This window comes from Mycobacterium sp. NGS67, assembly GCF_059812185.1.
This window is the reverse complement of the sequence record NZ_JCALCF010000002.1, coordinates 26,395-50,437: the sequence shown is the minus strand read 5'-3', so window position 1 is coordinate 50,437 and position 24,043 is coordinate 26,395. Positions and strand designations below refer to the sequence as shown.

21 protein-coding genes and 1 pseudogene are annotated in these 24,043 nt (G+C 67.9%); 10 read left to right on the top strand and 12 right to left on the bottom strand.

Features of this window, described 5'->3' with window-relative positions; all coding sequences use genetic code 11:
• Positions 1 to 138 precede the first annotated feature (138 nt).
• A complete protein-coding gene (locus AC5Y4D_RS01775; protein WP_500036186.1) occupies positions 139 to 1,419 on the top strand; it encodes an HNH endonuclease signature motif containing protein in 1,281 nt (426 codons plus the stop codon).
• 41 nt (positions 1,420 to 1,460) lie between these two features.
• Here AC5Y4D_RS01775 and AC5Y4D_RS01770 read toward each other — a convergent pair whose 3' ends face one another.
• Positions 1,461 to 2,177 carry an NUDIX hydrolase gene (locus AC5Y4D_RS01770; protein ID WP_500036185.1) on the bottom strand — a complete coding sequence of 239 codons (717 nt, stop codon included), beginning with the start codon at positions 2,175 to 2,177 and terminating at the stop codon, positions 1,461 to 1,463.
• Positions 2,178 to 2,299: 122 nt separating this feature from the next.
• Here AC5Y4D_RS01770 and AC5Y4D_RS01765 point away from each other — a divergent pair, with 122 nt between their 5' ends.
• Genes AC5Y4D_RS01765 through AC5Y4D_RS01755 form a run of 3 tightly spaced genes read left to right on the top strand, consistent with a single transcriptional unit; the run spans position 2,300 to position 5,491 of the window.
• Complete coding sequence (locus AC5Y4D_RS01765; RefSeq protein ID WP_500036184.1) at positions 2,300 to 2,716, top strand: DUF5313 domain-containing protein; 417 nt, start codon at positions 2,300 to 2,302, stop codon at positions 2,714 to 2,716.
• A 17-nt stretch (positions 2,717 to 2,733) separates the two neighbouring features.
• Positions 2,734 to 3,228, top strand: a complete 495-nt coding sequence (locus AC5Y4D_RS01760; protein WP_500036183.1) for a MarR family winged helix-turn-helix transcriptional regulator — start codon at positions 2,734 to 2,736, stop codon at positions 3,226 to 3,228.
• Positions 3,229 to 3,286: 58 nt separating this feature from the next.
• Positions 3,287 to 5,491, top strand: coding sequence for a molybdopterin-containing oxidoreductase family protein (locus AC5Y4D_RS01755; protein WP_500036182.1), 2,205 nt, complete (start codon positions 3,287 to 3,289; stop codon positions 5,489 to 5,491).
• Positions 5,492 to 5,498: 7 nt separating this feature from the next.
• On the opposite strand, the gene AC5Y4D_RS01750 is transcribed toward AC5Y4D_RS01755, so the two are convergent.
• From AC5Y4D_RS01750 to AC5Y4D_RS01735, 4 genes and pseudogenes are all read right to left on the bottom strand, one after another.
• Positions 5,499 to 6,914 (bottom strand): WS/DGAT/MGAT family O-acyltransferase, encoded by a 1,416-nt coding sequence (locus AC5Y4D_RS01750; protein ID WP_499993251.1) that lies wholly within the window; start codon positions 6,912 to 6,914, stop codon positions 5,499 to 5,501.
• A gap of 28 nt (positions 6,915 to 6,942) precedes the next feature.
• Positions 6,943 to 7,821, bottom strand: a complete 879-nt coding sequence (locus tag AC5Y4D_RS01745; RefSeq protein ID WP_500036181.1) for an alpha/beta fold hydrolase — start codon at positions 7,819 to 7,821, stop codon at positions 6,943 to 6,945.
• A 93-nt stretch (positions 7,822 to 7,914) separates the two neighbouring features.
• Positions 7,915 to 9,099, bottom strand: a pseudogene (locus AC5Y4D_RS01740) (DNA polymerase); the annotation flags it as partial.
• Between the two features lie 171 nt (positions 9,100 to 9,270).
• Complete coding sequence (locus AC5Y4D_RS01735) at positions 9,271 to 9,972, bottom strand: Crp/Fnr family transcriptional regulator (RefSeq protein ID WP_499943910.1); 702 nt, start codon at positions 9,970 to 9,972, stop codon at positions 9,271 to 9,273.
• A gap of 186 nt (positions 9,973 to 10,158) precedes the next feature.
• Here AC5Y4D_RS01735 and AC5Y4D_RS01730 point away from each other — a divergent pair, with 186 nt between their 5' ends.
• From AC5Y4D_RS01730 to AC5Y4D_RS01710, 5 genes are all read left to right on the top strand, one after another.
• Entirely contained in the window at positions 10,159 to 10,581 is a 423-nt protein-coding gene (locus AC5Y4D_RS01730) for a Zn-ribbon domain-containing OB-fold protein (protein WP_499943726.1), read from the top strand.
• A 33-nt stretch (positions 10,582 to 10,614) separates the two neighbouring features.
• A complete protein-coding gene (locus tag AC5Y4D_RS01725) occupies positions 10,615 to 11,826 on the top strand; it encodes a thiolase family protein (RefSeq protein ID WP_499943725.1) in 1,212 nt (403 codons plus the stop codon).
• A gap of 82 nt (positions 11,827 to 11,908) precedes the next feature.
• The gene (locus tag AC5Y4D_RS01720; protein ID WP_499943724.1) at positions 11,909 to 12,712 is read left to right on the top strand and encodes an SHOCT domain-containing protein; all 804 of its coding nucleotides are present in this window, start codon (positions 11,909 to 11,911) and stop codon (positions 12,710 to 12,712) included.
• Positions 12,713 to 12,780: 68 nt separating this feature from the next.
• Positions 12,781 to 13,209: a pyridoxamine 5'-phosphate oxidase family protein gene (locus tag AC5Y4D_RS01715; RefSeq protein ID WP_499943723.1), complete on the top strand. Its 429-nt coding sequence runs from the start codon at positions 12,781 to 12,783 to the stop codon at positions 13,207 to 13,209.
• Between the two features lie 117 nt (positions 13,210 to 13,326).
• Positions 13,327 to 15,318, top strand: a complete 1,992-nt coding sequence (locus tag AC5Y4D_RS01710) for a 4-alpha-glucanotransferase (protein ID WP_499943722.1) — start codon at positions 13,327 to 13,329, stop codon at positions 15,316 to 15,318.
• Between the two features lie 28 nt (positions 15,319 to 15,346).
• On the opposite strand, the gene AC5Y4D_RS01705 is transcribed toward AC5Y4D_RS01710, so the two are convergent.
• The 6 genes from AC5Y4D_RS01705 to AC5Y4D_RS01680 form a co-directional block, all read right to left on the bottom strand.
• A complete protein-coding gene (locus tag AC5Y4D_RS01705) occupies positions 15,347 to 16,312 on the bottom strand; it encodes a 2-hydroxyacid dehydrogenase (RefSeq protein ID WP_500036180.1) in 966 nt (321 codons plus the stop codon).
• A 14-nt stretch (positions 16,313 to 16,326) separates the two neighbouring features.
• A complete protein-coding gene (locus AC5Y4D_RS01700) occupies positions 16,327 to 17,433 on the bottom strand; it encodes a hypothetical protein (protein WP_499943720.1) in 1,107 nt (368 codons plus the stop codon).
• Positions 17,426 to 18,286 (bottom strand): ABC transporter permease, encoded by an 861-nt coding sequence (locus AC5Y4D_RS01695; RefSeq protein WP_499943719.1) that lies wholly within the window; start codon positions 18,284 to 18,286, stop codon positions 17,426 to 17,428. Before AC5Y4D_RS01695 ends, AC5Y4D_RS01700 begins: the two co-directional genes overlap by 8 nt.
• Positions 18,286 to 19,011 carry an ABC transporter ATP-binding protein gene (locus tag AC5Y4D_RS01690; protein WP_499943909.1) on the bottom strand — a complete coding sequence of 242 codons (726 nt, stop codon included), beginning with the start codon at positions 19,009 to 19,011 and terminating at the stop codon, positions 18,286 to 18,288. Before AC5Y4D_RS01690 ends, AC5Y4D_RS01695 begins: the two co-directional genes overlap by 1 nt.
• A gap of 56 nt (positions 19,012 to 19,067) precedes the next feature.
• Positions 19,068 to 20,102 (bottom strand): ABC transporter substrate-binding protein, encoded by a 1,035-nt coding sequence (locus AC5Y4D_RS01685; RefSeq protein ID WP_499943718.1) that lies wholly within the window; start codon positions 20,100 to 20,102, stop codon positions 19,068 to 19,070.
• A 130-nt stretch (positions 20,103 to 20,232) separates the two neighbouring features.
• The gene (locus AC5Y4D_RS01680; protein ID WP_499943717.1) at positions 20,233 to 22,575 is read right to left on the bottom strand and encodes a CehA/McbA family metallohydrolase domain-containing protein; all 2,343 of its coding nucleotides are present in this window, start codon (positions 22,573 to 22,575) and stop codon (positions 20,233 to 20,235) included.
• Positions 22,576 to 22,652: 77 nt separating this feature from the next.
• Between AC5Y4D_RS01680 and AC5Y4D_RS01675 the strand changes: the two genes are divergently transcribed.
• A complete protein-coding gene (locus tag AC5Y4D_RS01675) occupies positions 22,653 to 23,564 on the top strand; it encodes a LysR family transcriptional regulator (protein ID WP_500036179.1) in 912 nt (303 codons plus the stop codon).
• Positions 23,565 to 23,576: 12 nt separating this feature from the next.
• Here AC5Y4D_RS01675 and AC5Y4D_RS01670 read toward each other — a convergent pair whose 3' ends face one another.
• Complete coding sequence (locus AC5Y4D_RS01670; protein ID WP_499943715.1) at positions 23,577 to 24,029, bottom strand: YiiD C-terminal domain-containing protein; 453 nt, start codon at positions 24,027 to 24,029, stop codon at positions 23,577 to 23,579.
• Positions 24,030 to 24,043: the final 14 nt, after the last annotated feature.

The following is a 24,043-nucleotide window of genomic DNA, read 5'->3' as shown; positions in this document are numbered from 1 at the left end:
CGGTGGACAACACCAGGCGCTATTGCGGGATGTCGACCGGTCGGGCTCCGCATCCGCACTTATCCACAGTTGAATGTTTGTGCACAGCTTGGCCTTTGGCTTCGCGTGCTTGTCGGTGCCCCTTCGTAGAATCATGGCATGCCGGCCAGCACGTACGCGGAGATCGAGGAGGTCCTCGTCGCGTATGGTGATGCTTTGGATCGTTTGTGCGAGTTGAGTTTTGATGCGCTGGACAATTCGCGGCGGATGGAGATCATGGACCGCATCGAGCGGGGGATCCGTCGGGCGCGGGTGCCTCAGCACGCGTTGATCAATCAACTCGGTGCCGAAGCCACCGCGCAGGAGCTGGGGGGTTCGTTGCGCGAGGCGTTAGCGAACCGGTTGCGGATCACCAAGGCCGAGGCCGCTCAGCGCATCGCCCACGCCGCCGATCTGGGTCCGCGCCGCGCGCTCACGGGGGAGCCGCTGGAGCCGGTGTTGCCGGCGGTGGCCGCCGCCGAGCGTGAGGGGCTGCTCGGCGGCGAGCAGGTGGGGATCGTGCAGAAGTTCTTCAAGAAGCTGCCCGAGGCGGTGGACGCACCCACCCGTGTTGATGCCGAAGCCAAGCTGGTGTTGGTGGGCACCGGGTTTCGCCCCGATGAGTTGGCCGAATACGCCCAGGTGCTCAAGGACTGCCTCAAACCCGACGGCGACTTCGAACCCGAGGAGGCCGAGCGGGCCCGCAGCAGACGCGGCATCACCATCGGGCGCCAGCAGGCTGATGGGATGTCCAAGCTCAGTGGGCTGATCTCCCCGCAGTTTCGGGCCACCCTGGAGCCGGTGTTGGCCAAACTGGGCGCCCCGGGAATGTGTAACCCCGCAGATGAGCACCCGACGGTCGACGGGCGCGCCCCGCAGGAGGCGGTGCAGCGTGATGCCCGCAGTGCTGAGCAACGCAACCACGACGGGCTGCTGGCCGCGCTGCGCGCGCTGCTGATGTCGAAGAAGTTAGGCCGCCATCACGGGTTGCCGACCTGCATCGTGATCACCACCACCCTGGCCGAACTCGAAGCCGGCGCCGGACACGGGCTGACCGCCGGAGGCACCCTGTTGCCGATGGCCGATGTGATCGCCCAAGCCTCGCATGCCTACCAATATTTGGCGGTGTTCGACAAGGACAAAACCAAAGCCCTCTATCACGGCAAGCGCATCGCTTCGCCCGAGCAGCGGCTGGTGCTGCTGTCTAAAGAGCGGGGTTGCACCTGCCCGGGCTGCACCGTCAAGGGCTACTGGACCCAGGTCCATCATCTGGAGGGCTGGTTCGCCAAGCGCCGCACCCACATCGACGAGCTGACCCTGGCCTGCGGACCGCATAACCGCATGGTCGAACTACGCAAATACACCACCTGCAAGAACGCCCACGGCCAAACCGAACCGTAGGGTCAGAACGCGTCCGTCCGGGACACTAGTGTCCGTACCGCCTACTTCCAGGCGAACAGCGGTTGCTCGAGTTCGTCGACCGGGTCGTGCTTGCCTTCCAAACACCACCATCGAAGTTGCAGCAGCACGGCGCCAGTCGGTGCGTGAATCAAGTCGTTACCCAACGGCATCTGGACCACCGGACGCGGGCTCTCCGGGATCGTGATGAAGCGCGGGGAATCCTCACGCAGTAGCTGATGCAACCCCACTCGGTATACGGCGACCACCTCCGCCGGCGCCGGCCGCAGATCGAGCCGGCCACCGCCCCAGACGACCACCGGGGTGATCACGTATCCCGACCGGGTCGGGTAGTCGTCGAGCAGGCCCAGCACGGCCGAGTCGGGCAGCGTGACGCCGACCTCCTCGTCCAGTTCACGGAGCGCGGCGTCGACGGCGGTTTCCCCCGGGTCCAGCCGACCACCCGGCAGCGCCCACTGCGCGGCATGCGACGAGAGACGAGATGTCCTGCGGCACAGGAGGAAAGCCGCACCGCCGGCTACGTCGACCATGTGTCCGTCAAGACCGCCTGGCATTGGCCGGTCGGCGATCCAGTCGTCCACCGGCGCGGGGTCCACCCTGTCCTCGCCGGCCTCGGAATCGACGAGAACCACCGCTACCGCGGCATGCCGCTTCGCGGGGTCGGTCACCGCACGCCGCTCGTGCTGCGCCAGCCGGCCCCGAATCTGTTCACGCAGCGCGTCGTCGTAGCCGATGGTCACAGCTCGACCATAGGCCGCGCGACGACCAGCACGCACCCCGATGTGACTGGGCCAACATAGTTAGGGCGCTAACTATTGGCGTACTATGGGATGCAAAGCAATTCCGAAACTCAGGAGCGATGATGGCTTCCGTGCGCCCGAACCTCTGGCAGTACCTCACGTACTCGTACGGACGGCGTCTGCCCGACTCGATGCGCGAGTGGGTTGCCAACGACCTCGCCGGCCCGGGCGCCATCCGCCGGCACATGATCCGGGTTTCGATACCGCCCCTATTCGTCCTTGCGCCGTTGTGGCTGCTGCCGGCGTCGTTGTACGTGCACCTGGAGATGACGGCGCCGATCTACATCTGGAGCCTGCTGATCGCGTTCGCACTGAACAAGGTGTGGCGACGACACCGCCTGGCGCAGCACGGTCTGGATCCCAATCTCGTCGACGTACTCAAGCGCCAACGCGACGCGCACATCCACGAGGACTACGCACGCCGCTTCGGGCCCCGCCCGGAATCAGCAGAGTGGCAGGCGAACAGTAGCCCGTTCTAGTGCGAGGAGCCGCGGAGATGCGCCGACAAACGGCCACGGCAATTGCCCCGGACATCGACCCCTTGTCGTTGGAGCGTCAGGTCTGCTTCGCGCTGGCCGTGACCAACCGCGCGGTGCTGGCGGTGTACCGTCCGTTGCTCGAGCCACTCGGACTGACCCATCCGCAATACCTGGTGATGCTGGCCCTGTGGGACAACGCCAAATCCGGCGGAGCGCCACTTTCGGTCAAAGACGTTGCCGCGCTGCTGCAAATGGATCCGGCCACCCTGTCACCGATGCTCAAACGGCTGCAGGCGCAGGGTCTGATCACCCGTACCCGCAGCGCCGCCGACGAACGGACCACCCACATCGAGTTGACCCCGCAGGGGCGCAAGCTGCGTCGCCAGGCGCTGAAGGTTCCGCCGGCGGTGGTCGAACGGCTCGGTGTCGATCTTGCCGAACTCGAGCAGCTGCGTGAGGCGCTGACCAAGGTCAACGCCGCGGCCCTGGGGGTCGGCGCGCTCGACCTGTAGGGCGCATCCGGCGGCCGACCACGGGAAATACCGTAAGCCGTACAGTACGATCTTTCGGATGGCTGGCCATCTCGTCCACAAACCCACGTTCTGCCGGATCTGCGAGCCGTTGTGCGGCATGGTGGCCACCGTCGAGGACGGCAAGCTGGTGGCGTTGCGTCCCGACAAAGACCATCCGCTGTCCGCCGGATTCGCCTGCCAGAAGGGTATTGCGTTCGCCGAGGTCGTCAACGATCCCGATCGGGTGCAGACACCGTTGCGCCGCACCGAGACCGGGTTCGAGCCGGTGTCGTGGGACGACGCGCTCGACGACATCGCCACCCGCGTCGCGGCGATCCACCGCACGCACGGCTCCGGCGCATTCGGCTGGTATTTGGGCAATCCGGCGGCGTTCAGCTACTCGCACCTGTTCGCCGCAATGTCGTTCATCAAGGGCATCGGCCGGCACAGCCACTTCTTCACGTCGTCGTCGCAGGACACCAGCAGTCGGCTCATCGCCAGTCAACTGCTTTACGGATCGCCGATGTCGGTGCCGATCCCGGACCTGTCGCGTACCGACCTGCTGGTCATGATGGGAGCCAATCCCGTTGTCTCGCACGGTAGTTTCCTGACCGCCCCACGCATCAAAGACCGCATGCACGACATCGTCAAGCGCGGCGGCCGCGTGATCGTGGTCGACCCGCGCCGCTCGGAGACAGCCGCCCAGTTCGAATGGCTGGGCATCGTGCCGGACACCGACGCGTACCTGCTGCTCTCGCTGTTGGAAGTGATGTTCAGCGAGTCACTCGTCGATCGCGCTGCGGTGGCGGACTGCGCCGACGACGTGGCATGGCTGGAACAGCAGTGCGCGCCGTTCACTCCGGAGCGCACCGAACGGCACACCGGGATCGCGCCGGCGACGGTGCGCACGCTGGCCAGGACGCTGGCGTCCACGCCGCGGGCCGCGGTGTACGGGCGCCTCGGCACCTGCGTGGGCAGACAGGGCACCCTGACCACCTATCTGATCGATGCGGTGAACCTGGTCGCGGGCAACCTCGACCGTCCGGGTGGCAGCGTCTTCAGCACGCTCGGGATGCCGGGACAGAAGTGGACGCTGAAGTTGGCGGGCTGGTCGCTGCGCCGCACCTACCGCCGCAAACGCACCCGCGTCGGGGGTTTCGGCGCGGCCATCGGGGCGGAGCCCGCCGCGCTGATGGCGAAGGAGATCACCACGCCCGGCAATCGGCAGATCAAGGCGCTGTTCGTCGGGGCCGGCAACCCGGTGCTGTCGGTCCCCAATGGCGACGAATTGGAGCGCGCCGTTGCCGGTTTGGACCTGATGGTCGGGCTCGACCTGTATGTCAACGAGACGACGGCGCACTGCGACTACGTGCTGCCCGTCACCACGATGTACGAGCGCGACGACTTCGCCGTGACTTTTCAGACGTTCCAGGCCACGCCATTCCGTCAGGTCACCGAGGCGGTCGTGGAGCCGGTGGGCCAGGCGCGCACCGAGTGGGACATCATCACCGATCTGATCGCCCGAATGGCCACCCGCACACCCGTGTTCGCAGCGCTGTCCGGGTTGCGGCGCGTGCTCGCCGCGACGGGCAGAAGTATGCAGCCCAGGCCGGTGGTCGACCTGATGATCCGGATGTCCGAAGGGGGCGACCGATTCGGTATCCGGCGCGGCGGGTTGACCTTCCGCCGGCTGTCCGGCCGTCATCCGCACGGGGTCGTCGTCGCACCGCACCTCCGAACCGGTCTGCTGAGCGAGGTGGTTGCATACTTCGACGGACGAATCAAGCTGCGGCACAACGCGATCGCGCAGGAGATCACTGCGCTGTCGAATCGGGTTGCCCCGGTGGAGTACCCGTTGCGGATGATCGGCATGCGCGAATCGCGTTCGGAGAACTCATGGCTGCACAATTCTCCACTGTTGATGCGCGGCAACCGTTCTCACACCGCGTTGATGCACGCCGACGACGCCGCGCAGCGCGACGTCGTCGACGGGGACACGGTCACGGTGCGCTCGCCGTACGGGCAGATCACCATCGCGGTGGCGTTGAGCACCGATCTTGTCCGCGGAACCGTCGCCATTCCCCACGGGTGGGGCCACAAGGGCACCGGCAGATGGCAATTGGCCAACCGGGCCGGCGGTGCGAACGTGAATCAGCTGACGTCCAGCGCCCCCGAGGACCTGGAGGCGCTGGCCGGCATGTCCTGGCTGACCGGGGTGCCGGTCGAGGTGGACGGGGCCGGCTTCGCCAACGGATCTCGGTAGCAGCGGCTCAGCCGGCGGGCGCCGAAACCGCCTCTCCCGTCCCGGAGAAACCCGCCGCGTCGCGCAACTCGGCAAAGGCGGCGACGAACGCGTCGGTCACCTCGTGGGTGTCGTCCAGCGTCGTGTCGTCGCTCAGAACCGCGACGCTGAGTTGGTCGACATAACTCCAGACGGTGATGTTCAGCGCGGCGCCCGCGGCCAGCGGTCCCACCGAATAGAACTCGGTCACCACGGCACCGGCGACGTGGCCCCGTTCGCGGGGGCCGGGGACGTTGGAGACGATCAGGTTGAACAGTTGGTTGGGCGCCTCCCGCCGCGACATCCACCCGAACGTCGCGCGGGTGAGTGTCGGCGGCACGAACTCCAGCCACCGACCGACCAGGGTCGGGCCGAGCAGTTGGTGATCCTCCTTCGCGATGCGCGTCGAGGTCCGGATCAGCCGCAACCGCTCCATCGGGTCCTCGACCTGCACCGGCAGCGACACCAGCATCGTCGCCAACGCGTTGCCGGTGATCCGGTCCGGCGAGGTGTCGGTGGCCGTGGGAATCGAGGCGACCAGCGGCCGCTGAGCGGATTCGCCGTGGTTCAGCAGCACCCGCCGCATCGCACCTGCCGTGACGGTCAGCACCAGATCGTTGATGGTCACTTCGAGCTTCTTGCTGACCGCCTTGACGTCGGCCAACGGCAGCGCGGCGCTGGCGAAAGTCCGTCCCGGCGAGAGCTTGTGGTTGAGGAAGCTGGGTGCCGGATCGAACCGGTCGGCCAGTTCCGGCTCCCGCAGACGCTGACGCGCCCGGCGCTGCAATCGGTAGGCGCCGATCACGCCGTCGCGGACCGCCGACGGCAACGTCCGGATCCGGCTCGCGTGGTCGCGGGCCGCGAACCGCGCGACATCCCCGGTGGTCGGGTGCGGCACCCCCGGTTGCGCCCGTCGCGCCGGGTCGGCGCCGGGGTCCTCCATCGTCCGGGCCATCAGATTGGCCGAGGCGACACCGTCGGCCAGCACGTGATGGACCTTGCCGATCACCGCGACGCGACGGTCGGCCAGACCTTCGGCGTAATAGAACTGCCACAGCGGGCGGCTGCGGTCCAGCGGTGAACTGGCGATCGCGCCGATCACCGCGTCGAGTTCGCGGCGGCCGCCCGGGGCGGGCACCTGCACGTGTTGCAGGTGATAGTCCAGGTCCAGTGGGGCGTCTTCGTGCCAGATCGGGCGATGGAACCGCAACGGCGCCGCCACCATCTGGTAGCGCATCGGCTCGAGCACCGGCAGTCGGTCCCGGAACACCTCGCGGAACGCCTCGAACGTCGCCTTGCCCTGGAACTCGGAGGTGTCGACGACCGCCACCTTCAGCGTGTGCTGGTGGACGTTCGGCGTCTCGCTGGCCAGCATGAACACGTCCCAACCACTGAGTCGCTTCACCGCCGCTCCTCTCAGCGAACGCGTCGGGCTACGGGACTGCCCGCCTGCCATCGTGGCACGCGGGCAACCGGCGGTGTACCGATTCGACCGCTTGGCTGACCCCGGCGACGAATGCCGTCGGCGCGAAGGTGCACCCGGCGTGCCCGGCGTCGATCTCGATCGCTTCCGCGTCCGGGATCTGGTCGGCCAGCCACTGCTGCCGACGGACGCCGAAGGCACGATCCTTCATGGTCACGACCACCGCGGTCGGCACGTCGATGTCGGCCACCCAGGACGTCGAGTCGAACCGGACCACTTCGGCGACGGCGCGGGTGATGCCGCCCGGCGACGTGGCGCGGAACTGACCCAGCACCCACTGGTGGTCCGGCAGCAGACCGCGGCTCACCGCTGCGGCGGGCTCGCAGCGCCGCGGCGCCGGGGTGAGTGACTCGATGAGGGCTGCGAACAGGCCGGTGGCCACCCGTTCGTAGGCGGCGCGACTGACCGCGGCCGCGGCGGCGCACAGCACCAGCCCGTCGACCCGCTCGCGGTGGCGCCGCCAGACCAGTTGGGCCACCAGGGATCCCATCGAGTACCCGACCGGCACGAAGGAGTCGATCTCCAGGACGTCGGCCAGCGCGGCGACGTCGTCGGCGCAGTCTTCCAGCAGCATCCGTGGCGGCGAGATCCCTTGTCCGTGGCAGCGCTGGTCGAATACCACCACGCGACCGAATTCGCGGATCACGTCCAGCGCGGGATACCACGTCATCATCCCGGTGCAGGCGAGCGAGTGCAGCAGCACGAAGGTCGGGCCGTCGGAGGGACCCGAATCGAAGACATACGTGCTGCCCCGGCCAGGGAGGTCCACGACCGCGCCGGCCGGGAGCTGACCGACGGGAGCCACCGCGGGCACCTTCGGAAACCGCATCATGGGGGACTCCACCGCAAGCTGTCGATGGGTAATTAGAACACGTTTCAGTTTCCGCCCGGCGCGGTGGCCGGTCAGCGGCGGTTGTGATCGCTACCCGATCGATACCTCGAGTGCCTCGTCCATCGGATAGGCGTCGATCAGCTGCGCCACCACGTAGTCGGTCAGAGTGCCGCGTTCCCCGTCGGCCACTTCGAACAGCAGGTCGTCGCCGAGCGGCGCCAGCATGCGTGACTTCAACCCGGCCGCCGTTATCAGCTGGTCGACGTTGATCATCGCCAGCTTGACCAAGTCGGCGACGCTGCCCTCGACGGACATCTGCACGGCGTCGCGCTCGGCGGCCAGCCGCAACCGGTGGACGCTGCTGGACAGGTCGGGCAGATACCGCCGGCGGCCCAGCAGTGTGGACGCGTACCCCGTCCGGCGCGCGTCCTCGACGAGTTCGCGGTGACCAGCCCCGGCGGTCATGTGGTCGATGATCCGCCTCTCGATGTCGCGGTAGCCCACCGTCATCAGCTGGTAGCCGTCCGCCGCGACCAGCGCGGCGCGCAGCTCGAGTCCCAGAGCCGGCCGCGACCACGCCAGCCGACCAGTCACGGCGCCGGTCGGGACCAGGATGGGATGGATGCGCCCGTCCGGGCCAATCGATTGCGGCAATTCATCACCGGCCACCCTTGCCTGATCCACCGCAATGCCCGTGGTCTCCAGCCGTGCCAGCACCCCGGCGGCCGGCAGCTCCACCCGTCCCAGCAGGGATGAGGCGTCGATTCGCGCCAATTCTTCGTCGAGCACATCGGCCAGGTCCAGGACTGCGCAGGTCCGCAGGATCAGCGCCTGCATTGCCGGCTCGCTGGCCGAAAAGTGTTGTTCTGCAACGGCTTCGGCGGGCAACGCGCAACGCATATGACGCACCAGGAGGTCGTTGAGCGACCACCGCCGCTGCTCGGGCCGCAACAAGTGCGCCGCCAGCAGCGTGTCGGAGGTGACCCCGCGCAGCGTCCAGCCGCGACCCGCCAGCGCATGCATGGTCGCCTTCACGTCGTGCACCGCCTTGGGTGGGCCCGGATCGGCCAGCCACGACGCCAATGCTGCTTCGTCGTCGGCGATCAGCGCCGCGATGTCGATAGAGCGGCCGTCGCCGTCTGCGGCAACAATCGCCAGCGCCTGGTCGCCGACGACGGCGAGGCCGAACCGATTGCCCAGACTGTGCTCGGCCAACCACGCGGCGAGCTCACCGGCGCGCAACGCCCGCCCGCGTACGTCGAAACCACCCGGCACGGTGAACAATTTTGGTGGCTGACCCGGCGCGGTCGCGACCCGGGTGTGTACGCGTGAACGCGGCGAACCTGAGCCGCTGCAGTACGGTTTGGGATCCCCAACCGTCGGCCCTAGCTACAGCAACCGCGATCGCCACCGCCCGCGTCGGCTCCCCGGTGATCGTCCGTGATGTCAGGCCCAGCGCATCGGCGTCACAGCGCTGGTCGCCCGCGCCGCCAACTGCTCGTACTGGTGCACCAGCACGCTCTTGCCCTGCACCGTGATCCAGCCGTAGTCGCCGAATTCCAGCAGCACCTTGTTCGCCGTCTCGCGGGAGGTGCCGGCCAGCTGGGCGATCTCTTCCTGCGACAGTCCGTGGTCCAGCCGCCAGGAGGTACCCACTCGCACCCCGAATCGCTTGGTGAGCAGCACCAGTTGTTGGGCGACCCGTCCGGGCACGTCGTTGAAGACGAGATCCGAAACGGTGTTGTTGGTACGGCGGATCCGGCGGGCCAACAGCCGCAGCAGCTGGTCGGCGACCTCCGGGCGCCCGTCGAGCCAGGCACGCATCGTGTCGCCCTCCATCACCGCCGCGCGGACCCGGGTCAGCGCCACAGCGGTGGAGGAACGCGGTGCGGGATCGAAGACCGAGAGTTCGCCCAGCATGTCGGACGGGCCGAGCAAGGTGATCAGCGTCTGCCGGCCGTCGCGGCCCTTGCAGCCGATCTTCACCTTGCCCTCGGCGATGATGTAGAGGCAGTCGCCGGCCTGACCTTCGACGAAGATCGTCTGCCGACGGGCGAACGTCACCATCGGTAGCGACTTCGCGAGCTCACTGAGCACACCCCGGTCCACGCCGTGGAACAACCCGGCCCGCGCCACATTGTCGTCCAGGTCGTCCACCAGACCCTGCCTCTCGTGTAGTGCGCAATGATCATACAGCACGACTAGACGACTTGTCTGACTTGTCTAGTCGCGGCCGCTTGCCAGGTCCCTGCGCGGCTCTGGTGTCGTTCCAAACCCCATCGGGGACTGCAGCCGTGCGGGCGGCAGGTGCTCCGTAGGCTGCATGAGGAGACGATGGAGGTTGCTGTGGCAGGTTCGAAGGCTGGCCAGATCCCGTTGGTGGACTATCTGGTGCTCGACGACGGCGAGCCGCACCTCGTCGCGCAGGAATGCACCACCTGCGGCGCCCGGTTCTTCGACCGACGCAACGCCTGCGCCGCGTGCTTCGCCACCGAGTTCACCACGGTTCCCGTCGCGACCGAGGGCACGGTGCGCACCTTCACGATCGTCACGTTCGCTGCGCCCGGGATCCCCACCCCGTTCGTGGCCTCGGTGGTGGACTGTGACGGCACCCAGGTCCGCGCCAATCTCATCAACGTCGAGCCCGACCCCGAGCATGTCCGCGACGGGATGAAAGTGCGGCTGGCCACGTATCCGCTGGGCACCGACTCCGAAGGCACCGAGGCGATCGGGTTCGGGTTCGAACCCGCGACCTGAGACGCCGCTCAATCCAACGCAAGGAGCAACGACATGGGCGCCAGCGACGAGATCTGGATCCTTGGCATCAAGATGACCAAGTTCGGCAAGCACCCGGACTCCGACACCGTCGACTTGGCCGCCGAGGCCGCGACCGGCGCGCTTGCCGACGCGGGTCTGACGATGGCCGACATCGGCGTGCTCGCCGCCGGGAATCTGATGGCGGCCAACGCCGGAATCGGGCAGCAACTACAGAAGCAGATCGGTCAGACCGGCATCCCGGTCTACAACGTGGCCAACGCGTGCGCGACCGGCGCCACCGCGTTGCGGACCGCGATCATGGCCGTGAAGGCGGGCGAGGTCAAGTACGGAATGGCCGTCGGCGTGGAGAAACTGTCCGGTGCCGGATTGCTGGGCGGGGGCGGCAAGAAGACGAGCGACGCCGACGTCTGGGCGCCCAAGGGCCGCTACGGCGCGGTCGCGCCGGTCGACGGGCGGATCGGCACCGAGGCCATGCCCGGCGTCTTCGCCCAGATCGGCACCGAGTACGGCCACAAGTACGGCGGGACGAGCTTCGAGTTGTTCGCCAGGATCAGCGAGAAGAACCACGCGCACTCAACGCTGAACCCGTTGGCCGCCTACCAGAAGCGGTTCACCCTCGACCAGATCATGAACGACGTGATGATCGCCTACCCGAACACGCGGGCGATGTGCTCGGCCAACTGTGACGGCGCCGCCGCCGCGATCGTGTGCAACGGCAAGACGCTGAAGTCGCTGTCGCTGGAACAGCGTCGCCGCGCGGTGAAGGTGTCGGCGTCGGTGCTGACCACCGACCCCTTCGAAGACGGCTGCCAGGTGCTGCCGAATGTCAACACGCTGACCCGCAACGCCGCGATGACCGCCTATGACCAGGCCGGCATCGGGCCGGCCGACCTCGACCTGGTCGAGCTGCACGACTGCTTCGCGACCGCCGAGCTGGTGCATTACGACAACCTCATGCTGTGTGAAGAGGGCGGCGCCGCCGACTTTTTCAACACCGGCGCCACGTGGCGCGACGGTTCGACGCCGGTGAACGTCTCCGGCGGGCTGCAGTCCAAGGGCCATCCCATCGCGGCCACCGGCATCGCCAACATCTGGGAGGTCTGCCACCATCTGCGCGGCGAGGCCGGGGACCGTCAGATCGAGAACGCCAAGGTCGGGTTGGCCCACGTGATCGGACTGGGTTCGGCGTGCGGGGTGCACGTGTTGGAGAAGTCGGCCGTTTAACCCCGGCTCGGGTGTGACCGGCGCTGCCCGGACTTCGTGCGTAATCTCGAAAAGAGCCCCGACGACGAAAGATTCACACACTATGCAGGCAACGGTGACCCCTGAAGCCGAGAACGCCATCACCGAGATCGCGCAGCGCCACGGCCTGTCCCGCGAAGCGGTGCTGGCGATGCTGTTCGCCATTCACACCGGCGGGGGCACGATGGCACAGTTCTCCATCCCCGAACTCGGCGGTTCCGGGCAGTGGATGCGGGGCGGGATGACGATGGTCGGCAACATGTTCGACAACGCACTCAAGGCACGCGTCGACGCGCTGTGCAACGAGCTGACCCAGCTGATGGCCACCACCCCCGTCTTCCGCAACGCGAGCAACGCGACCAGCGGATCCCAGCCCCACTCCCAATCGCAATTCCAAGGCGCCGGACCGTCCGCCGGCTTCACCTCCGCCAACTGGTGGCCCGCGGACCTCGGCGTGCCGAGCGCAACCGGCGGACAGAACGACGCGCGCTACGCGGTGTTCCCGAACACCCGCCGGCTGGCGATCCAGATCAACGGCGTCACAAAGGTTTTCGACACCGGCGAACACCAGATCAGCGGTGTGCAGCAACAGCAGGGCGGCGGCTACGGTTCGGTGTACTTCACCAGCCAGATCGGCACCTTCGACGTATCCAGCCTTCGTGAGCTCGGTGCGCATCAGGTGGCGGAGACCCCGGCCGCCGCGCCCGCCCCGCACTCCCAGCCGGTGTCCGCGCCGCCGGCGGGGGCGCCTGACGATTCCGCGGGCATCGTGGCGGCCATCGAGTCGCTGGCCGGGCTGCATCAGCGCGGCATCCTCTCCGACGAGGAGTTCGCCGCGAAGAAGGCGGAGTTGCTCGCCCGACTCTGAGGTGGGGCGTGGCGCGCCATCACGGCTCGTGGGAATAGCGCTACCGCGACACTGCGTTTGAAACCCGCATGAAGAAATTCTCGGATGCCGAACGTCAGCAGTTCCTCGCCGACAAGCACGTCGCCGTGCTGTCCGTCGACGCCGCCGATGGCCGGCCGCCGGCCAGCGCCCCGATCTGGTACGACTACACGCCGGGCGGGAACATCCGGATCACCACCGGCCCGGCGACCCGCAAAGCCAGGCTCATCGAGCGGGCCGGTGCGGTGACACTGGTCGTGCAGCGGGAGGAACCGCCGTACCAGTACGTGGTGGTGGAGGGCTCCGTCGTCGAGACCACCGCACCCGCCCCGGCGGACGTGCAGGAAGAGATCGCCGTCCGCTACCTCGGCGACGAAGCCGGACGCGCCTTCGCCCGGCAACTCGACGGCCAGGACACCGTGCTGCTCACCATCCGGCCCGAGCGCTGGCTCACCGCGGATTTCTCCGACGAGCTCTGAAACGCGGATTTACCTCGCGCGCAATACGGTTCGTTGACAAGCGGGGTGTGAGACGACGGCGGCCGGGTATACCTGCCGCGTGTTCGCATCCGCGCTGTTGAGCGCCGACAATGGCCGGTGACGGTGGGCGCCGGACCCATCCCCGATGACCTGCGCCGGGTGGCCGCTGCACACGGGGTGGCAACCAGCTATCGAAACGAGCGCCGTGAACCGGTCGAAGTAGACCCCGATGTCGTGATCCGGGTGCTGGGACTGCTCGACGTCGAGGCCGGCACCGAAACCGACCGGCGACGTGAGCTGACCCGGCTCGCCGAACTCGACAAGGCCGGCACACTGGCACCGACGGTCGCGGTGCGTCTGACCGGGCGACCGCATCCGATGCCCGGCGCGGCCCTGCTGGAGGCCGAAGACGGCAGCCGCAGCGAGGTGCGCGACGAGTTACCGGCCGAGCTGCAGCCCGGCTGGTACCGGCTGCACACTCTCGACGGCCAGCAGGCCACGCTGGTGGCGGCGCCCCCCGGAGTGCCTCCGACGCCGGACACGTGGGGCTGGATGCTGCAGCTCTACGCGCTGCGCTCGGCTCGTTCGTGGGGGATCGGTGACCTGGGTGACCTGCGGGATTTCGTGGAGTGGACCGCGACTGAGCACGGGGCCGGCGCGGTGCTGCTCAACCCGCTGCACGCGCCCGGCCCGACGCATCCGGTGCAGCCCTCCCCGTACACCCCGTCGAGTCGCCGGTTCGCAAACCCGTTGGCGCTGCGCATCGAAGACCTCGATGCGTACCGGCGCGCCGATCCGGACACCCGGAGCGAGGTGGATGCGCTTCGGGTATCGGCGAGCACTCCGCGCATCGACCACGATTTGGTCTGGGCGGCCAAACGGGCTGCGCTGGAGTTGTTGTGGCGCTCGGAGGGCAGGCCCGGTCCGGGAGAGGGCGCAGCGTCGGGACTGACCGACTGGGCCACCTATTGCGCGCTGGCCGAGCGGCACGGCGGCCGATGGACCCGGTGGCCAGAACCGTTGCGCGACGTCGCGAGCGCGGCGGTCGGGGCGGCGCGCCGAGAGCTGGCGCCCAGGGTCGCGTTCCACGCGTGGGTGCAACAGCGCTGCGCCGAGCAGCTGACCGCGGTGCGCCGGGCAGCCCGCGACGCCGGCATGACGCTGGGCGTGCTGCACGATCTCGCGGTTGGAGTCGACCCCGAAGGCGCCGACGCTTGGGCGCTGGCCGACGTACTCGCGACGGGGGTGAGCGTGGGGGCGCCGCCGGACAATTTCACTCCGCGCGGCCAGGACTGGGGCCTGCCGCCGTGGCGGCCCGACCGTCTCGCCGCCACCGGCTACGCGGCGATGCGGGAGATGGTGCGGGCTGTCCTCGCCCACGCCGACGGGCTGCGGATAGACCATGTTGCCGGCCTGTGGCGGCTGTGGTGGATCCCGCCGGGCGACGGCCCGGACCGTGGGACCTATGTGCACTACGACGCCGACGTGATGCTGGCCGTCCTGGCCCTGGAAGCGCACCGCGCCGGGGCCACCGTGGTGGGCGAGGACCTGGGCACCGTCGAACCGGAAGTCACCGAAGCCCTTGCGGCTAACGGGATGTTGGGCTGTGCGGTGTCCTGGTTCACCCGGGACCAGTCCGCCCCGGACGAGCCGCTGCTGCCGGCGGCGCGCTGGCCCGCGCGGGCTGCCGCCACCCTCTCCACGCACGACTTACCCACGGCGGCAGGGTTTCTCAGCGGCGAACACGTGCGGGCGCGCGCCGAACTCGGCTTGCTCGACGATGTACCGGCCGAACGGTCCGGCGCGGAGAAGGAACGGACGGAATGGCTGGCGCTGCTGCGCTCCGAAGGGCTGCTCGACGAGACGACCGAGCCCGACGACAACGCGATAATCGTTGCGATGCATCGTTTTCTGGCAGCAACTCCGAGCCGGCTGAAGTTGATTTCGCCGTACGACGTATTGGGCGAGACGCGTCAACCGAATCTGCCGGGCACGGTGGACGAGTATCCGAACTGGCGGTTGCCGCTGCCGCAGACTCTGGAACAACTGCGTGACGACGACAGGGTGGCCGAGACGATCGCCGTCTTCCGCGCGGCCGCCGGCGGTTGATGCTCACGCGTGACGCAGCGCCGACAACTCATCGGCGCGGCGGCAACACGGGAGTCACCAACTCACCGCTGGCCAGGTAACTGTCCAGGTTGCGGATTGCCAGCAGCGCCATCGCTTTGCGGGTGCGTGCCGTGGCACTGCCGATGTGCGGGAACAGCACCACGTTGTCCAGGTCGAACAGTTCGGCCGGGACGTTCGGTTCGTCGGCGAAGACGTCCAGCCCGGCGCCGCCCAGGCCGCCGGCGGTGAGCAGCGCGACCAACGCATCCTCGTCGACGACGCTGCCGCGGGCGATGTTGACCAGGTAGCCGTCGGGGCCCAGCGCTTCGAGCACGCGCCGGTCCACCAGGTTGCGGGTGTCGTGACCGCCCGTCGTGGCCACGACCAGCACGTCGACCGACTCGGCCAGTTGCACCGGCGATTCGGTGTAGCGATACGGCGAGCCGTCGACTCGACGACGATTGTGGTAGGCGATGGTGCAACCGAATCCCTGCAGCCGGGATGCGATCGCCGAGCCGATCCGGCCCAGGCCCAGGATCCCGATCCGCAGCCCGCTGACGTCCGTGGTGTAGCGGAACGGGCCTTCGTCGGTCCACCGGCCGGCCCGCACATAGCGGTCGGCGGCGCCGAATCGGCGCACCGACATCAGGATCAAGCCCAACGCCGTGTCGGCGACGGTGTCGGAAAGCACGTCCGGGGTGTTGCTCACCCCGATGCCGAGCCGCTCGGCCGCCGCCAGATCGATCGAGTCGACCCCGGCGCCGTTGTTGACGATGACCTCCAGACCGGGCAGCGCGGCCATGGTTTCGGCGTCCACACCGGGCGGTCCCGAGGTCACCACGATGCGGACCTCGGCCGCGCGCTGCGTCAGGTACTGGGCACGGCCCGGTCCGTCGGGTAGCTTCGGCAACTCGTAACGTGCGGCCAGCTCCGCTGCGAAGGTCCGCTCCAACTCACCGATTTGCAGGACATCGTTCAGCTTTCGCGCCGTCACGCGTCCATCATCACTCAACGCGGCGCGCTGCCCACCGTCTCCTCGACGGGGCGGACGAATTCGGTGCCCAGCGTGATGGTCTTCTCGGCCTTCGGGTACCACCCTTGCGGGGCGTACTGGCTGGTGTGCAGGTAACACTGGACGCGCACCTCGCGGCTTCCCGGGATGAACGTCAACAACCTGCTGATCGGTAGCGTGGTGATCGGCATGTGGTAGCGGCTGAGCGATGCGGCGTTGAGAAACCAAGTGCCCCACCGTTGTTCGATGTGGGTTTTGCCGCCGAAATTGTCGTCGGGGTGGGTGTGGGTGTGGCCGGCTATCCACAACGCCACCCGGCCCGGGTGTTGGGCCAGAAACTGTTCGAACGCACCGGAGTCCGGTTGGCTGTCGACCCAGTAGAGGTAGGACGCGCCCTGCGGAGTGCCCTGCTCGAATGGTCGATGGTAGTGCTCGCACCATCGGCCGTCCGCGTCCTTGCGCACGCCCTCCCACTCGCCGGAAGCCACCGTGGTGTCCTTCAGCACATAGTGGTGCACGGTGACGATGATCGCGTCCGGGTTGCTCAGCACCATGCGTTTCCACCAGCGGAAGGTCTCACCGGTGACGACCCCGCCGGGATTGCCGCCCAGGGTGCCGCGCCCGACCACCTGGGTGGGTTCGTTGCGGTCGCTGAGCATCAAGAACAGCAGGTTGCCGACGCGGAAGGAGTAGTGGTGCCATGTCCCGCGCACCGGGTAGCGCCGGGCCGACGGGTCGACACCGGAATAGGCCGTGTGCTGTCCCAGCGGGTCGACCCATTTCTGCCACCACCAGGCTTCGGGTTCGTCGAGCCCACTACGGTCGTGGTTGCCGCACACACTGAAGACGTCTTCGCGGCGGTGTCGACGCAGAAACCCGAACTGCCGCCGCAGTTCTCGGCCTTCGGCGTCGTCGGGCAGGTGGTGATGCGCCCCGGACATGTCACCGGCGTCGATTGCGATGTCCCAGTCGAACGGTGGCCCACCTTCGTTGCCGCCGTGCTCCGACTGCGAGATCGCCTCGGCCAGGCTGTCTCTACCGTGCTCCTTGTCGGTTCCGACATGCGCGTCGCCGAACGCCCAAATCCTGAACGGCTCAGCCATACTCGGCCTCCAGCAGTCCCCAGCGGCGGCGGATGCGCCGGTCGGCGGCGGCGAACGCGGCATCCATCACGATGCCGATCAGCAGAATGACGATCATGATGGCGATCGCCGACGGCATGTCGGTCATGTTCTGCGCATTCTCCAGGAGCACCCCGATCGAGGCGGTGTTGTTCACCAAGACCACCAGTTCGCCGGCCATCAGGCTGCGCCAGGCGAAGGCCCAGCCCTGGCGCAAACCGCTGACGAACATGGGCAGCGATGCGGGCATGATCACGTGCCGGTACAGCGCGAACCGTTGCAGATTCATGGTTTTCGCGGCCCTCAACAACAGCGGGGGGATATGGTCTGCGCCGGTGATCACGCCGATGGCTACCGACGGCGCCGCCCCGATGACGATCACGAACAGGATCGCCGAGGTGTGCAGACCGAAGAAGATGATGGCGAACGGAAACCAGGAGATGGCCGGCATGGTCTGCAGACTGGTGACGACCGGGCCGAAGGCGCTGCGCGCCAGCCTGTTCCGCGAAATCGCGGCACCGGCAACCGCCCCGATGACCACCGCCAGAGCGAATCCGATCAGCGCGCGGTTCATCGTCGTCCAGATAGCCTCCCAGAGCAGCGGCTCCTGCAGCTGTTGCCAGAGGTTCGCCAGCACCGTCCCCGGGCTGGGCAGCACGACCGACGGCTTCCAGCCGCTGAGGTAGAGGACCTGCCACGCCACCAAGATGACGGCAACGGCAAGCAGTTTCGCCCGTATCGACGCCAGCCCGGCCTTCAGCGTCGAGCCGCGCAAGCGGGTTGCGCCGGTGACCAGAGGGTGCCGGCGGGGAGCAATGTTGTTGGGAGCGGACATCATCCGGCCCCTTCTCGGTGCAGGCGGGCCGTGATGCGCGAGGCCAGTTCGGCGACGTCGGCGGTGTTGATGTCCCGCGGTCGCGGCGCAGGAACGTCGAACTCCTCCACGATGCGTCCCGGTCGAGCGCTGAGCACGATCACCCGGTCGGCAAGACGCGCCGCCTCCCGTACGTTGTGCGTGACGAAGACCACGGTCAGGCCGCGCTGCTCGACGATGCGTTCGAGTTCCCCGTGCAGGCGGTCGCGGGTCAATGCGTCGAGCGCGCCGAACGGCTCGTCCATCAACAGCACATCGGCATCTTGGGCAAGCGCGCGAGCCAACGCCACGCGCTGCCGCATCCCGCCGGACAGTTGGTGTGGCCGTTTGCCGGAGAAGTCACTCAGTCCCACCGTCGCCAGCAGGTGCGCCACACGCCGGCGCCGTTCGGCGCGCGGCACACCACGGGCCCGCAGTGCGAGCTCGACGTTGCCGGCAGCGGTCAGCCACGGAAACAGCGCCGATTCCTGAAACATCAGCGCCACCCGCCGGCCACCGGTGTCGATCACACCGCTGGTCGGCTCGTCCAGACCGGCGATCAGCGAGAGCAGGGTGCTCTTGCCGCATCCGGAAGCTCCTACGACGCACAGGAATTCACCGCTGTGCACAGTCAGCGAGATCTCGTCGACGGCGGCGGTCGTCGACCCGCGCTGTCCGTAGCGCTTGGTGACGCCGTGTAACTGCACCGCCGCGGCGGGCGGTCCTTGGTTCACCGCGCGATCCCGGGGATAGGCGACGCGCGTCATGTGGCGACCGGGGGCCGGCCGGACGCGGCCAGTACCCCGTTGAGTGGGGCCTGGTCGAACAAGCCGTTGATGTCGAGCGGCTTGAGCAATCCGATCGCGACCGCCTTGTCGACCTGGTCTTTCAGCGAGGCCATACCGGGGTCGTTGGTGAAGGTCGTCTCCTGAAACGACGCGGTCAGCACATCGGGCTCCAGGCCCTTGCCGAGCGCCCGGGCCAACGCGGCGTTGGCCGATTGCGCCGCGCCCGCCGGGTCATGGGCGATCTTGTCGTTCGCCGCGACCTGTCCGCGCAGCAGGCCCGCCACCACATCGGGATGCGCGGCCAAGAACTCCTGCCGCACCACCAGCACCGTGATGGTGTTGGGGTCAGACCACAGCCGCACCCCGCCGGCCTTGACCAACTGCACATCGAACGGCGCCGAGTCGATGGCGCCCTGGATCTGGTCGGAGATGAACTGCTGCACGATAGCCGACTCCGGGCTGGTCGGCTTGATCGAAACATCCCCTCCGCCTTGAGTATTCGTGTGTAAGCCGCTCTTGGCCAACCAGTGCCGCAGGCTGACGTCCTGGGTCCCGCCCAGTGCGGGGTCGGCCACCGTCTTGCCGCGCAGATCCTGCGCTGCATTGATCCCGGGCTTGACCACCAGCGACGTGCCGCCGCTGGCTGCGCCGGAGACGATCCTGACGGCTTTGCCACCCGATCGCTGCCAGGCGTTGAACACCGGGTTGGGTCCGATGTAGGCCGCGTCGAGCTGACCCGACAGCAGCGCGGTCACCTCCTCGGTGCCCTGGCTGAACGGTTGGGTCGTCAGGTTGACCCCTGCTCCGAGTTCTCTGCTGAACAATCCGTCGGTGATGCCGACGAGCGCGGACGCATGGGTGACGCGGGTCAGATAACCCAACCGCAGTGGGACGGCGCCCGAGGACGTCGGGGACGTGGTGGAGTGCGAGCACCCCGTCAAACCCGTTGCCAGGGCGGCAAAGGCGACTGTGGCGGCGATGGCGTTGGCGAACAGACGATGGCGCGACATGAGGGGATCCTTCGGGACTCGGCGCATCTAAGCGCCAGGGATTGCTAGACCAGGAGGCTTGCAGCCCGACAGGCCGCACGCGTGACGCGCTGCAAGTCGATGTGCAGCCGGCGGATCAGACGGCGGTGGGTCATCGGGACCGCCGGGCGCCGGAGCGGTCGACGAACAACGGGCTGGTCCAGACCTGGTGGCCGTCGAACTGCCGTGCGCGCAGGTACACCGCGCTGCTCGCGGCCGGCAGCCGCAATTTCAGGGCGCCGCTGACGGTGGCGGGTAATGCCGCGGGTTCGGCGATGCGTTCCAATCGAATCCTCAAGTTCAGACCGCCGACGACGACGTCGCGATGGCGCTCGGCGGCGAGCTCGGCGCCGGTCAGTGTGACCCCGGCGGTCAGGTCGTCCTCCTGCACCGTCGTCTCGAGTTCGAAGCGCGCTCGGGTGAGGTCGGCGACCCTGACCACGATGCCGACGTCGGAACCATAGGTGACGGTCCGCCAGCTGGCCCCGTCCTGGCTCATGCTGATGGCCTGTTCGGGATGCGTTGTGGCCCAAGGTGTTATATCGTGCACCGCGGTTCCGGCGATCGTTATCTTGCCCTGCCAGGTCGCCCAGCGGTAGCGGTCGCGGTGCCGCGCGCCGCCCCAGCGGATCCGGACCAGATTCCCGGAGAGCCCCGTCTCGCCGTGCAAGTCGCGCCGCCAGGCGGCTCCGGCGCTGTCGTACACGGCGAGGTCGTCCCAGCCCGTCGTGCCGTAGAGCGCATAGCTGGCGGTCAATTGGTCACTGTCGCTGATGATTTCGTCGCCCATCCAGTTGTCTGCGCTGCGCAGCAGGGCGACGGCGCGGGCGCCCGTCGTGGCCCAGGTGCGCCGGGCGCGTAGTCCCCGTCCGACGTCGGCGGCGGTGAGCGACGGGGCCAGGACGCCCGTCAGCCCACCGAAACCACCGAAGATGTTCGCCCCTGGCGCACCTCCGCCGGGCCTGCCGCGATGCTCGTCGCTGGCGGCGCTCGCCCCCAGCCGCAGACCCCGGGACAGCGCGTCTTCCAGGAACCATGGGCTGCTACCCCAACTCGAATGCACCTCGATCAGCCGTTCCAAATCAGGATGATGCCAATCGAGGATCGCGCGGCGGCCGCCGACATGTGGGACGAGGAGATAGGACTCCGGGTCCTTCTCGTACGCGGCGTACAACTGCGTCACCGGCCAGGTCTGCGGGGTGGGTGAGGTGCTGGACATGCCCTGGCGCCATTCCATCGAGCGGGCCAGTGTGGTGTCCTCGCCGAGGAAGACGACGTTATGGTCGCCACCGACGCCGGCGGTTCCGCACCACTCGACGCCGGGAAAGCAGACGAACGCACCGTCCTTCGATGCCGCACGGCATGCGGCCACCACGTCGACCCACGCCTCGTCGGTGATTTGAAAGTCGTTGGCGGTGTAGCCCAAGACGTCCAGCGCGCCGATGTCGCGTCCGTACCGCAGGTTCCACCCGGTGTCCTGGGTGCCGACGGTGTCGTTGGAATGCACGTGCAGGTCGCAGAAGAAGGCCCGCGGCGCCGGGAAGTCGTCGACGACATCGACCATGGTCGAACCGCGGCCGAGCACCTGTCCGCCGGATTCGGCGACCACGTCGATGCGGCCCGGGTTTGCCGGCACCACGAGCCGGGTGGCGGCCCAGCCGGTCGCCGGGGTGCGGCCCTGGGCGACCTGAACGTCGTCGGCGTAGGCGCGCAGGACGCCCGGCAGATCGGTGCAGGTGTTGCCCCAACGGTCCTGCACGTGAGTCCGTAGTTCGATCGAGGATGTGTCGGCGCGTACCAGCCGCGGACCGTGCACGACGACTCGATCGGGCGCACCCGGCACGACGGCGACCTTGCTGATTCCCGCGCGAGCCATTCGTGAAGTGCCCAGCGGGTCGACGAACAAGTGGAACTCGAACTCGTCCTCGACGAATGTCTGCACGCGAGTGCCGGGGCCTCCGAAGCGGCGGTCTCCCAGCCGGATTTCAATGACGTCGCCAGGGCGCAGATACCCGTCGACCACGTGGACGAGCAACGATTTCTGAAACGGCCGCTCCCCGCCCTTCACGTCGTAGCGGATCAGCAACTGGCGCACCGTCGCGACGCCGTCCTGCGATGCACCGCCGACCAGAGACCGGCTGACCAGACGGGCCGAGACGTAGTCGCGGCGACCGGGATCGGAGGTCTGCAAGTCCCAGTCGGAGTAGTACCGGAAGCACAGCTTCAGCCAGCCACTGTCGGCGATTCCGGAGCGGCCCACGGTGTAGGTGAACACCACCTCGGCGAGCGAGCCGGCGACCAGCCTCCGGTGGGAACACACCAGCTCGCCGAGGAAAGGCAGTGCGTCGAATTGCGCGGTGATCCGATCGCGCACCGCAGCCACCGAGCAGTCGTTGCCGGACGGCGGGCCCTGCGGGCGCAACGCCACGACTGGCGGGTGGCCGGGCACTGACATGGGCTCATCCTGCTGTCCGGCGACCTAGGAGTCCAACGAATAGATTTGATGCGATTTATCATCGATACTGATCAATCGTGAACCTGCAGCAGCTGCGCTACGCCGTGGCCCTTGCCGAAACGAAGAGTTTCACCCGGGCGGCCGAAGGCATGTTCGTGGTTCAGTCCGCGCTGAGCCAGCAGGTGCGTCGTCTCGAATCGGAACTCGGCGTGCAGTTGTTCGAGCGGACGACGCGCACGGTGACCCTCACCCCGGCCGGCGAATCACTGATGCCGCTGCTGAATCAGGTGGTGGCCGGTATCGAGCAGATCAAGTTCGACGCGCAAGCGCTCAGCGGCACCGTCGCCGGCCGCCTCACGATCGGCATGATGGAAGTCCCGTCGGAGAGCCTGGACGTGGCGGCCCTGATGGCGAATTTCCACGCCCGCTATCCCGACGTCAGCGTGACCCTGCGCAGCGGCGGCAGCGACGTCCTGATCAAGGCCGCCGGCGAACGACGACTCGATGCGGCCATCGTGGGCTCCAACGTGTCCCGGGCCGGCGACCAACTCGTCTTCACCCGGTTGTTCAGCGAATCGTTGGTGGCCGTCATGCCAGCCGATCACAACCTGACCCGCCACACCTCGGTGTCGGTCACCGAGCTGGCCGAGCTCCCCTTCATCGACTTTCCGCCCGGATACGGCCTGCGTCACGAGACAGACCGCGGCTTCGCCGGTGTGCCCCGGCGGGTTGCTTTCGAAGTCACCCGGGTGGACGAGGTCATTCACTTCGTGCGCAGGAACCTCGGGGTGGCGCTGTTGCCCGAGTCGGTCGCCAGAAGCCGCGCTGACTCCGACTCGACCCTCGCCCTGCGCTCGGTAGCCGGCGCCGACATGCACCGCCAGGTCCACCTCGTGACCACCCGCCCACAACTACGGTCGGTGGCGTGTCAGGCCTTCATCGACTGCGTAGCGGATCACCTGCGGCATACCGGGGACGGCCGCCGCTAGCGAACGGCGCACTCAATTGCGATGTGCGCGTAGTTGATACAGCCCATGGGTGGTGGCGACCACGGTTCCGGCCGCATCGGTGACCACCGCATCCAGCGTGTAATCCGCCTTGCCCTGCGCGGCCGCCTCCGCCTCGACGCGGGCGATCGTCTCGTCGTCCATCGCCGTCTCGGCGCGCAATTCCGTTGTGGCGCGACCGACGAAAGCGATGTCGACGCTCTTCACCAGCGGAAAATACTTGCCGGAGTCGAACGTCGCCAACGCGATGATGCCGCCCAGGATCTCGGCGACGGTGAACTGCACGCCGGCATAGACGACACCGAAATGGTTGCCGTTGCCCTCCACCGGAACGCTGGCGGCAGCAAATCCCCGTCGCGCTTCCAGCACCCGCACCCCCATGCGGGCAGCGGCCGGGATGGTCGATGCCATACCGGCATTCATCATTTCGACGAACTCGTCAGCCACGTCGTCGATCGTCG

Excerpts from the sequence above, each read along its gene's own strand:
- AC5Y4D_RS01680 (WP_499943717.1), bottom strand. The coding sequence starts at position 22,575 with ATGTCAGTGCCCGGCCACCCGCCAGTCGTGGCGTTGCGCCCGCAGGGC.
- AC5Y4D_RS01695 (WP_499943719.1), bottom strand. The coding sequence starts at position 18,286 with ATGTCCGCTCCCAACAACATTGCTCCCCGCCGGCACCCTCTGGTCACC.
- AC5Y4D_RS01760 (WP_500036183.1), top strand. The coding sequence starts at position 2,734 with ATGCGCCGACAAACGGCCACGGCAATTGCCCCGGACATCGACCCCTTG.
- AC5Y4D_RS01720 (WP_499943724.1), top strand. The coding sequence starts at position 11,909 with ATGCAGGCAACGGTGACCCCTGAAGCCGAGAACGCCATCACCGAGATC.
- AC5Y4D_RS01715 (WP_499943723.1), top strand. The coding sequence starts at position 12,781 with ATGAAGAAATTCTCGGATGCCGAACGTCAGCAGTTCCTCGCCGACAAG.
- AC5Y4D_RS01685 (WP_499943718.1), bottom strand. The coding sequence starts at position 20,102 with ATGTCGCGCCATCGTCTGTTCGCCAACGCCATCGCCGCCACAGTCGCC.
- AC5Y4D_RS01730 (WP_499943726.1), top strand. The coding sequence starts at position 10,159 with ATGGAGGTTGCTGTGGCAGGTTCGAAGGCTGGCCAGATCCCGTTGGTG.
- AC5Y4D_RS01745 (WP_500036181.1), bottom strand. The coding sequence starts at position 7,821 with ATGCGGTTTCCGAAGGTGCCCGCGGTGGCTCCCGTCGGTCAGCTCCCG.
- AC5Y4D_RS01725 (WP_499943725.1), top strand. The coding sequence starts at position 10,615 with ATGGGCGCCAGCGACGAGATCTGGATCCTTGGCATCAAGATGACCAAG.
- AC5Y4D_RS01755 (WP_500036182.1), top strand. The coding sequence starts at position 3,287 with ATGGCTGGCCATCTCGTCCACAAACCCACGTTCTGCCGGATCTGCGAG.
- AC5Y4D_RS01765 (WP_500036184.1), top strand. The coding sequence starts at position 2,300 with ATGGCTTCCGTGCGCCCGAACCTCTGGCAGTACCTCACGTACTCGTAC.
- AC5Y4D_RS01700 (WP_499943720.1), bottom strand. The coding sequence starts at position 17,433 with ATGGCTGAGCCGTTCAGGATTTGGGCGTTCGGCGACGCGCATGTCGGA.
- AC5Y4D_RS01775 (WP_500036186.1), top strand. The coding sequence starts at position 139 with ATGCCGGCCAGCACGTACGCGGAGATCGAGGAGGTCCTCGTCGCGTAT.